This window comes from Sodalis sp. dw_96 (assembly GCF_018449575.1).
Taxonomy (GTDB): Bacteria; Pseudomonadota; Gammaproteobacteria; order Enterobacterales; family Enterobacteriaceae; genus Acerihabitans.
The window spans coordinates 269066-276551 of record NZ_JAAVUT010000006.1 but is presented as its reverse complement, the minus strand read 5'-3'; the positions used below and the strand labels follow the sequence as shown (position 1 = coordinate 276551).

The 7486-nt window shown below is 54.0% G+C and carries 7 protein-coding genes; 1 reads left to right on the top strand and 6 read right to left on the bottom strand.

Annotation, left to right across the window (positions count from 1 at the left end):
* Positions 1 to 246: 246 nt before the first annotated feature.
* Genes hemG through ubiD form a run of 6 tightly spaced genes read right to left on the bottom strand, consistent with a single transcriptional unit; the run spans position 247 to position 6533 of the window.
* Positions 247 to 804 (bottom strand): menaquinone-dependent protoporphyrinogen IX dehydrogenase, encoded by a 558-nt coding sequence (hemG, locus tag HB631_RS12345; RefSeq protein WP_213991450.1) that lies wholly within the window; start codon positions 802 to 804, stop codon positions 247 to 249.
* A gap of 7 nt (positions 805 to 811) precedes the next feature.
* On the bottom strand, positions 812 to 2263 hold the full coding sequence (trkH, locus tag HB631_RS12340) for a Trk system potassium transporter TrkH (protein ID WP_213991449.1): 1452 nt from the start codon (positions 2261 to 2263) through the stop codon (positions 812 to 814).
* 49 nt (positions 2264 to 2312) lie between these two features.
* Complete coding sequence (locus tag HB631_RS12335; protein WP_213991448.1) at positions 2313 to 2924, bottom strand: IMPACT family protein; 612 nt, start codon at positions 2922 to 2924, stop codon at positions 2313 to 2315.
* Entirely contained in the window at positions 2924 to 4255 is a 1332-nt protein-coding gene (gene pepQ, locus HB631_RS12330; RefSeq protein WP_213991447.1) for a Xaa-Pro dipeptidase, read from the bottom strand. The genes HB631_RS12335 and pepQ overlap by 1 nt, the downstream gene beginning before the upstream one ends.
* A 37-nt stretch (positions 4256 to 4292) precedes the next feature.
* Positions 4293 to 4994, bottom strand: a complete 702-nt coding sequence (gene fre / locus HB631_RS12325; protein WP_213991446.1) for an NAD(P)H-flavin reductase — start codon at positions 4992 to 4994, stop codon at positions 4293 to 4295.
* Positions 4995 to 5045: 51 nt separating this feature from the next.
* Positions 5046 to 6533: a 4-hydroxy-3-polyprenylbenzoate decarboxylase gene (gene ubiD / locus HB631_RS12320; RefSeq protein WP_213991445.1), complete on the bottom strand. Its 1488-nt coding sequence runs from the start codon at positions 6531 to 6533 to the stop codon at positions 5046 to 5048.
* 313 nt (positions 6534 to 6846) lie between these two features.
* Here ubiD and rfaH point away from each other — a divergent pair, with 313 nt between their 5' ends.
* Positions 6847 to 7338, top strand: a complete 492-nt coding sequence (gene rfaH / locus HB631_RS12315; RefSeq protein ID WP_213991444.1) for a transcription/translation regulatory transformer protein RfaH — start codon at positions 6847 to 6849, stop codon at positions 7336 to 7338.
* Positions 7339 to 7486: the final 148 nt, after the last annotated feature.

Sequence of the window (7486 nt, the reverse complement as noted above, 5' to 3'; positions counted from 1 at the left end):
TTGTCTGATAAATTGTTAAAGAGCATGCGGCAGGGAGCACTATTCTCACCTGGCGCGGGTTGCGTATATTACGCTTTCCCGTTGAAGAGTCAAGCTTTTATTTGCTTTAGCGAAGCGCTTTTCCCTTCCCGACCCGGTCCGTCGCAGCGGTTAATCCCGGTCAGTGGAGGCGCATTATAGGGACTTCCTGAGACGAGACAAGTGCTAATTGCAAAATTTCAACCGATCGGTTTATTTTTCAGCAAATCACTTCACTTGTTGCCCCAGATAGGGGGTTTTGCCCGCTAAAACCGCAAAGTCCCGCGCGAAGGCCGTTACCTGCCGCCAGTCGGTATATTCAACCTCTTTGGAACTGTCGGTCTCGCCGCCGGTCATGCGCATGATCAACTGGATCATGACCCGATCCAGCCAGCGGTATTGCGGATAGCGCAGCGCGCCGGCGAAAACAGCGCATTCATCCGGCCGCCAGGGCGTAGCGGCCAGGAATTTACGGGTATACACATTGGTTTCCGGCGTGCATTTATCCACTTTACGCGCCGTGAGATTAACCGAGAAAAAAGCGCTGGGCAGCGCATTAAGCCAGTCCAGATGCCGCCGGATGAATGCATGCAGCTCGGCGGCGTAATGGCCGTACCGGATGGCGGCGCCAATAATAACGCCATCGTATTGCGGCAACGGACCCTCACCGGCCTGACTGAGGTCAACCACATCACAGACTGCGGCGGCGGCGAGCTCGGCTGCAATAAACTGCGAGATTTTTCGGGTTTGTCCGTCCCGGCTGGAATAAAGAATCAAAATGTGCATAACAAACCTATTCGCGCCAGAAAGTGGGCGTAAAGAGCACCAATACGGTGAAGACCTCCAGACGACCGAACAGCATGTCGGCAATCAGTATCCATTTGGCCACCGAGTTCATGGCGGTGAAATTTTCCGCAACCACGCCCAGTCCGGGGCCCAGGTTATTCAGTGTGGCGGTTACCGCCGCAAACGCGGAAAAATTATCGACACCGGTTGCAATAATCGCCAGCATGCTGACAATAAAAACCAGGGCATAAGCTGAAAAAAATCCCCACACCGCTTCCAGGATGCGCTCCGGCAAAGCCCGGTTGCCGAGTTTGATGGTATAGACCGCGTTTGGGTGGACCAAACGCTTGAGTTCTCGCGAACCCTGCAGATAGAGCAACAAGATACGGATGACCTTCAAACCGCCGCCGGTGGAGCCGGCGCAACCGCCGATAAACGCCGAGCACAGCAGCAGTATCGGCAGGAACAGCGGCCAACGGGCGATGCTGTCGGTAGTAAAACCGGCGGTGGTGGCCATTGATATCACCTGGAAAAAAGCCTGGTTCAGGGTTTGCAGGCCGGTCTGGTAAACGTTGTAACGCCACAGGATCAGCGTACACACCAGCACCAGGATAAACTGCACGGAGATAAATACCTTGAACTCCGGGTCACGCCAATACACCCGCAGGTTATGCCCGCTCAGCACGGCAAAATGCAGGCCGTAATTACAACCGGAAATCAGCAAAAATACCGCGACAATGGAATTTATCATCGGGCTGTGGTAATAGCCGATGCTGGCATCATGGGTGGAGAACCCGCCAAGGGCAACGGTGGAAAAGCTGTGGCCGATGGCGTCGAAAACCGACATCCCGGCGCCCCAGAGCGCCGCGGCGCAAATGATGGTCAGTATGAGATATATCAGCCAAAGGGTTTTAGCCGTTTCGGCAATCCTTGGCCGCATTTTGTTGTCTTTTAACGGCCCGGGCATTTCGGCGCGATAAAGCTGCATGCCGCCGACGCCCAGTATGGGCAAAATCGCCACCGCCAGTACGATGATCCCCATGCCGCCGAACCATTGCAGCATCTGGCGATAAAAGAGAATCGCCTTGGGCAGGTTATCCAAACCCACCAACGAGGTGGCGCCGGTGGTGGTCAAGCCGGAGAAGGACTCGAAAAAAGCATTGGTCATCGACAGGTCGGGATGGTCGGCGAACAGGAACGGCAATGCCCCGACGCTCCCCAGTACCGTCCAGAACAGCACCACAATCAGGAAGCCTTCCCTGGGTTTTAATTCATGTCTCTGGCGGCGATTCGGCAACCAAAGCAGCAAACCAATCATCAAGGTGAAAAAGAAGGTCTGGGTAAAGGCGCTGCCGGCCCCATCGCGGTAGATCAACGCCACCAGGCCTGGGATAATCATGGTCCCGGAAAATAAAATGACGAGCAGGCCGACTATGCGGATTATGGCGCGAAAATGCATTTCAGCATGTTCCTTAATAAAAATTCAACTGTAGCCGGGGACGGGATTATTATGTAATCGGCATGAAATGCAAGGCGCCGCGACTTAAATCGCTTAATTTTCGGGAAGCCTCGCTCACCTTGTCAAAGGGAATGGCCACCCTCAAGCTAATGGATTCGCCATAATCGCTCTGGACAATGCGACCGGCAACCTGTTTGACCGTTATTTCAATCCATGTCTGCTGTTCATAACGACAAGATACAACGAATTCCACCTGCGGGACTATTTCCATACGGGCCATGAGTTTTAGCGCCTGCTGCACACCTCCGCCATAAGCTCTCACCAGCCCGCCGGTACCCAGCTTTATGCCGCCGAAATAGCGCACTACCACCGCGGTGATTTCTCCCGTCCCGCAGCCCTGTAATTGAGCCAGCATAGGGCGGCCCGCGGTGCCGGAGGGTTCCCCATCGTCCGAAAAGCCAAACTGCGATGAATCCTGGGGCGGTCCGGCGATATAGGCCCAGCAATGGTGGGTCGCCGAGGGATGTTGCTGTCGGGCCTGCCGGATACACTCCCTGGCGGCATCTATCCCCCGGGCTGGCGACAGAAAGGTAATAAATCGACTTTTTTTTATTTCCATCACCGCGGTGACCGGCGCCGCGGGAACGAAATAGGCCTGCATTATGCCAGCTTCAAATCGCGGGTCATATTTTCTGTCTGCTTATCTTTGATAACGATATTATCCTCGATACGGATACCGCCGAAGGCTTTGAACATCTCGATGCGTTGCCAGTTGAAATGCCCGCTGAAGGCGCCGTTGCGCCAGGGTGAAAGCAACGATTCGATAAAATACAGGCCGGGTTCGATGGTCATTACCATGCCGGGCTGCATAACGCGGGTACAGCGCAAATAGGGATACACGGACGGGGGCGCCAGATGGGTGCCGGTATCATCCTGCATGAATCCGCCCACGTCATGTACCTGCAGTCCGAGGGGATGCCCCAGGCCGTGCGGCAGAAACGGGCCTGTTATGCCCTCTTTCACCATGGCTTCTTCACTGATGCCGGTGACGATATCGAAGGTCTTGAGCAGTTTGGCAATCCGCCCGTGCATCTGGATATGATAATCAAGGTAGTTGACACCGGCTTCGATGGTATCGATTAACGCCAGCTGTTCGGTATTCATGGCGGCTACCAGCTCCGCGAACTCGGAGTCTTTTCGCGCCGCGTAGGTACGGGTCAGATCCGCCGCGTAGCCGTGATATTCGGTACCGGCGTCAATGAGAAAGCTGCGGACGTCATCCGGGCGCCGATTTTCAAGCGTTGTGTAATGCAATACCGCTGAATGCTCATTCAGCGCGATAATATTGCCATAGGGAACGTCGATATCGCGGTGACCGGTGGCGCTGAGATAGGCGATATTGATATCGAATTCACTCATGCCGGACAGGAATGCCTCTTTGGCGGCACGGTGTCCGACAACAGCGGTTTTTTGCGCTTCACGCATGCAGGCGAGTTCATATTCGGTCTTGTAAGCGCGGTGGTAGTGCAGAAAATCCAATACCGGTTTCGGGTTGATGTTCTCCGCCGTCAGGCCGAGACTTAATGCCCGAGGTGGGGCGGAACCCAGGTAAGCCACCTTGTCGCGGCGCGCCGGCAGCAATCCGCCGATATCATCGGGGTTTCTTATGGGCACGATATTGATAAAAGGCGTCCAGAAACTGTCAGGCACCGGTTCAACGCTGTACCAATAATCCACCGGCAGGTAGAACCATAAAGTGGGTTTATTGACGCCGTCGACCCATAGCCAGCAGTGCGCGACGTTGGTCACCGGCAGCCAGGCCTTGAACTGCGGGTTAACCTTGAACGGATAATCATGATCGTCGAGGAAAGCCGTGATGGGTTCGCCGGAATGAATCAGTAACGCGTCAAGATTCTGCCTGGCAAGAATCTCTCGGGTCCGCTTTTGCAGCGTCGCGAGATGGTCCTGATAAAGCGTTGAAAAAGATTCCATAGTCCGACCTTAATTTACCGCTGGATTCAAACCAGTGTCAGATGAAGGCAAACGCGTCACCGAAGATTCGGCTTGCGGTGGCGCCACGTTCAGCGCAGAAACGTTCCCGCGCGATTTTGGCCATTTCAAAACGACCGGCAATATAAACGTCATATGGCTCCAGGTTGCTGTAATCCTGCATCACCGCGCTGAGCACCGTGCCGGTTCTGCCCTGCCAATTTTCGTCAGGCTGCTCAACCACAGGGACCACTTTGAGGCGGGGATGTTGCAACGTCAGGGTTTCCAGTTCGCCCAGGTCGTACAGATGCTGTAATTCGCGGCCGCCCCAGTAAATAGCGACTTCCCGTTCCGGTTGTTTATCCAGTAAAGTCAGCAGGATGGAGCGGGCATAAGAAAACCCGGTGCCGCCGGCAATCAACACCACCGGCCGCTGGGTATCGTTCCGCAGCCAGGCGTCGCCATGGGGAATGTCCACCGTAATTTCACGATTTTTCAATATCCTATCCATCACGGCCATGGCATAAAGATTAATTTCTGAGGCACCGATATGCAGTTCGATGAAGGAATTCTCCATCGGCGTTGAGGCCATGGAAAAAGGGCGTTTATCGCGTTCATCCATTACAACCATCAGATACTGGCCGGCGCGAAAACTAAAAGCCGCTTCAGGGACTAAACATACCCGATATACCGTATCGGTGATAGCATCCACGGAAGTGACCTTACAGGTCATTGTTGTCATGCATTCCCTCTGTCGGGTCATTATACAAAACGGAATGGAAGGCCAAAAATATCAAAGCCCTTTACCACTGTTTTCAAAGATGGCCAGATCGTCCCAGATAGCATCAACACGAGCGCGAACCTCAGCGTCCATCAGAATGGGCGTGCCCCATTCCCGTTGTGTCTCACCCGGCCATTTATTGGTGGCATCCATTCCCATTTTTGAACCCAATCCGGAAACCGGCGAGGCAAAATCCAGATAATCAATCGGCGTATTTTCCATTAACACCGTATCGCGCGCCGGATCCATGCGGGTAGTCATTGCCCAGATAACATCTTTCCAATCACGCGCGTTAATATCATCATCGCATACGATGACAAATTTGGTATACATGAATTGACGCAGGAAAGACCAGACGCCCATCATGACCCGCTTGGCATGGCCCGCATACTGTTTCTTGATCGTCACAACCGCCAGCCGATAGGAACAGCCCTCCGGCGGCAAATAAAAATCGACAATTTCCGGAAACTGTTTACGTAAAATTGGAACAAAGACTTCATTAAGCGCCACACCCATCACCGCCGGTTCGTCCGGCGGCCGGCCGGTGTAGGTGGAGTGATAAATGGCGTCACGGCGCTGTGTAATGTGGGTAATAGTAAACACCGGGAACTCATCCACTTCATTATAGTAGCCGGTATGATCGCCGTAAGGGCCTTCCGGTGCGGTTTCCCCCGGTTCCAGGAAACCTTCCAGGACGATTTCGGCGCTGGCGGGCACATCGAGATCGCAGGAAATGCATTTAACCACTTCGGTTTTATAACCACGCAGCAATCCGGCGAAGGCGTATTCGGAAAGGGTATCGGGTATAGGCGTCACCGCCGCCAGGATAGTAGCGGGGTCGGCTCCCAATGCCACCGCCACCGGGAAACGTTCACCCTGATGAGCCTGGCGCCACTCCTGGAAATCCAGCGCGCCGCCGCGATGGGAAAGCCAGCGCATGATCACTTTGTTTTTACCCAGTACCTGCTGGCGGTAAATACCTATGTTCTGGCGCTCTTTATGGGGGCCGCGGGTCACCGTGAGGCCCCAGGTGATCAGGGGAGCGGCATCCCCCGGCCAACAGTGCATCACCGGGATACGGGATAGGTCGACATCTGCGCCCTGCCATATTTGCTCCTGGCAGGGCGCGGAACCGAGCCGTTTCACCGGCATATTCAGTACCTGGCGAAACTTCGGCGCTTTATCCAGCAGGTCTCGAAACCCTTTCGGCGGCTCCGGTTCCTTAAGAAAAGCCAATAATTCCCCGACCTCACGCAATGCCAAGACGCTGTCTTGCCCCATACCCAACGCCACCCGTTCGGGGGTACCGAACAGGTTGCATAGCACCGGCATAGCATAGCCTTTGGGATTTTCGAACAATAGCGCGGGCCCGCCGGCCCGGAGAGTGCGATCGGCGATTTCCGTCATTTCCAGATGGGGGTCGATGGGCAGGGTAATTCGTTTTAACTCCCCTCGCTGTTCCAGCAAAGAGAGAAAGTCGCGCAAGTCACGGTATTTCATAAAGTCGTCGGGAGCCGGGTTATCGGTGCATTATAAAGTCTGTTTACCAACCGTGCTGGCCTTTTGTCAAAATTCGGGGTAAATAGATTATTTTTTATGCCACCTATACCCTAAATAATTCGAGTTGCAGGAAGGCGGCAACGCAGCGAATCCCCAGGAGCTTACACAAGTAAGTGACTGGGGTGAGCGAGGAAAGCCAACGCACCTGCAGCTTGAAGTATGACGGGTATATCCACGGCATTAATAGCGGATGCTATATATAGTTCAAGGCTTTTGCTATGCTGAATTATCAGTGAACCGAGTAAAGCAGATTATGGAAGCATGGTATTTGTTGTATTGCAAACGCGGACAGTTAATGCGCGCTAAAGAACATTTGGAACGACAGGCGGTTGCTTGCCTGACGCCCATGGTCACCTTGGAGAAAATCGTCCGGGGCAAGCGCACCGAGGTTAATGAGCCGCTGTTTCCCAATTATCTGTTTATCGAGTTCGATCCCGAACGCATTCATACCACCACCATCAGCGCCACGCGCGGCGTCAGCCACTTTGTCCGTTTCGGCAATTTGCCGGTAACCATTCCGGAGGATGTCATCAATGAGTTGCGGGAACATACTTATGAAGGGATTCAGGATCCGCAAACGCCCCATGCCGGCGATACCGTCCTGATTACCGAAGGCGTCTTTGAAGGACTTCAGGCGATTTATACCGAGCCGGACGGTGAAGCCCGCTCGATGCTGCTGCTTAATTTCCTCAACAAGCAGATTTCCCAAAGCCTGGACAATCGCCAATTCCAAAAAATGCAGTAGATTGTCAACGGGTGAGCGAGCGCAGCCAACGCCGCCGCGGCTCGAAAGATGACGGGTATATACCCTAAATAATTCAAGTTGCAGGAAGGCGGCGACGCAGTGAATCCCCAGGAGCTTACTCTAGTAAGTAACTGGGGTGAGCGAGGAA

Coding starts and splice junctions, on each gene's coding strand:
- HB631_RS12335 (WP_213991448.1), bottom strand. CDS start 2,924: ATGCAGGCCTATTTCGTTCCCGCGGCGCCGGTCACCGCGGTGATGGAA.
- fre (WP_213991446.1), bottom strand. CDS start 4,994: ATGACAACAATGACCTGTAAGGTCACTTCCGTGGATGCTATCACCGAT.
- pepQ (WP_213991447.1), bottom strand. CDS start 4,255: ATGGAATCTTTTTCAACGCTTTATCAGGACCATCTCGCGACGCTGCAA.
- trkH (WP_213991449.1), bottom strand. CDS start 2,263: ATGCATTTTCGCGCCATAATCCGCATAGTCGGCCTGCTCGTCATTTTA.
- ubiD (WP_213991445.1), bottom strand. CDS start 6,533: ATGAAATACCGTGACTTGCGCGACTTTCTCTCTTTGCTGGAACAGCGA.
- rfaH (WP_213991444.1), top strand. CDS start 6,847: ATGGAAGCATGGTATTTGTTGTATTGCAAACGCGGACAGTTAATGCGC.
- hemG (WP_213991450.1), bottom strand. CDS start 804: ATGCACATTTTGATTCTTTATTCCAGCCGGGACGGACAAACCCGAAAA.